Below are 221 nucleotides of genomic sequence, written 5' to 3' on the forward strand. Positions count from 1 at the left end.
ATGGCAAGCAATTAATCACGGTGAATCCACGCAAGACCAGTCAGATTTGTTCTAACTGTCACTATGATTGTGGGAAACATGCGCTTGATATTCGAGAGTGGACTTGCCCAAGCTGTGGCATTAACCACGATCGCGATATTAATGCGGCCAAGAATATCTTGAGTGCTTAAAAAACGAATCTGGGCCGGAACCGCCCTTAGTTAATAGCCGTAACCGCTGCT

The 221-nt window shown here is 46.2% G+C and carries 1 protein-coding gene; it reads left to right on the forward strand.

Annotated features, from left to right (window positions below):
- Positions 1-170, forward strand: a 170-nt coding sequence (locus FC98_RS14545; protein WP_156637363.1) for a zinc ribbon domain-containing protein, incomplete at its 5' end; no start/stop codon positions are given.
- Between the last annotated feature and the right edge of the window lie 51 nt (positions 171-221).

The organism is Lentilactobacillus kisonensis DSM 19906 = JCM 15041, assembly GCF_001434135.1.
Lineage (GTDB): Bacteria > Bacillota > Bacilli > Lactobacillales > Lactobacillaceae > Lentilactobacillus > Lentilactobacillus kisonensis.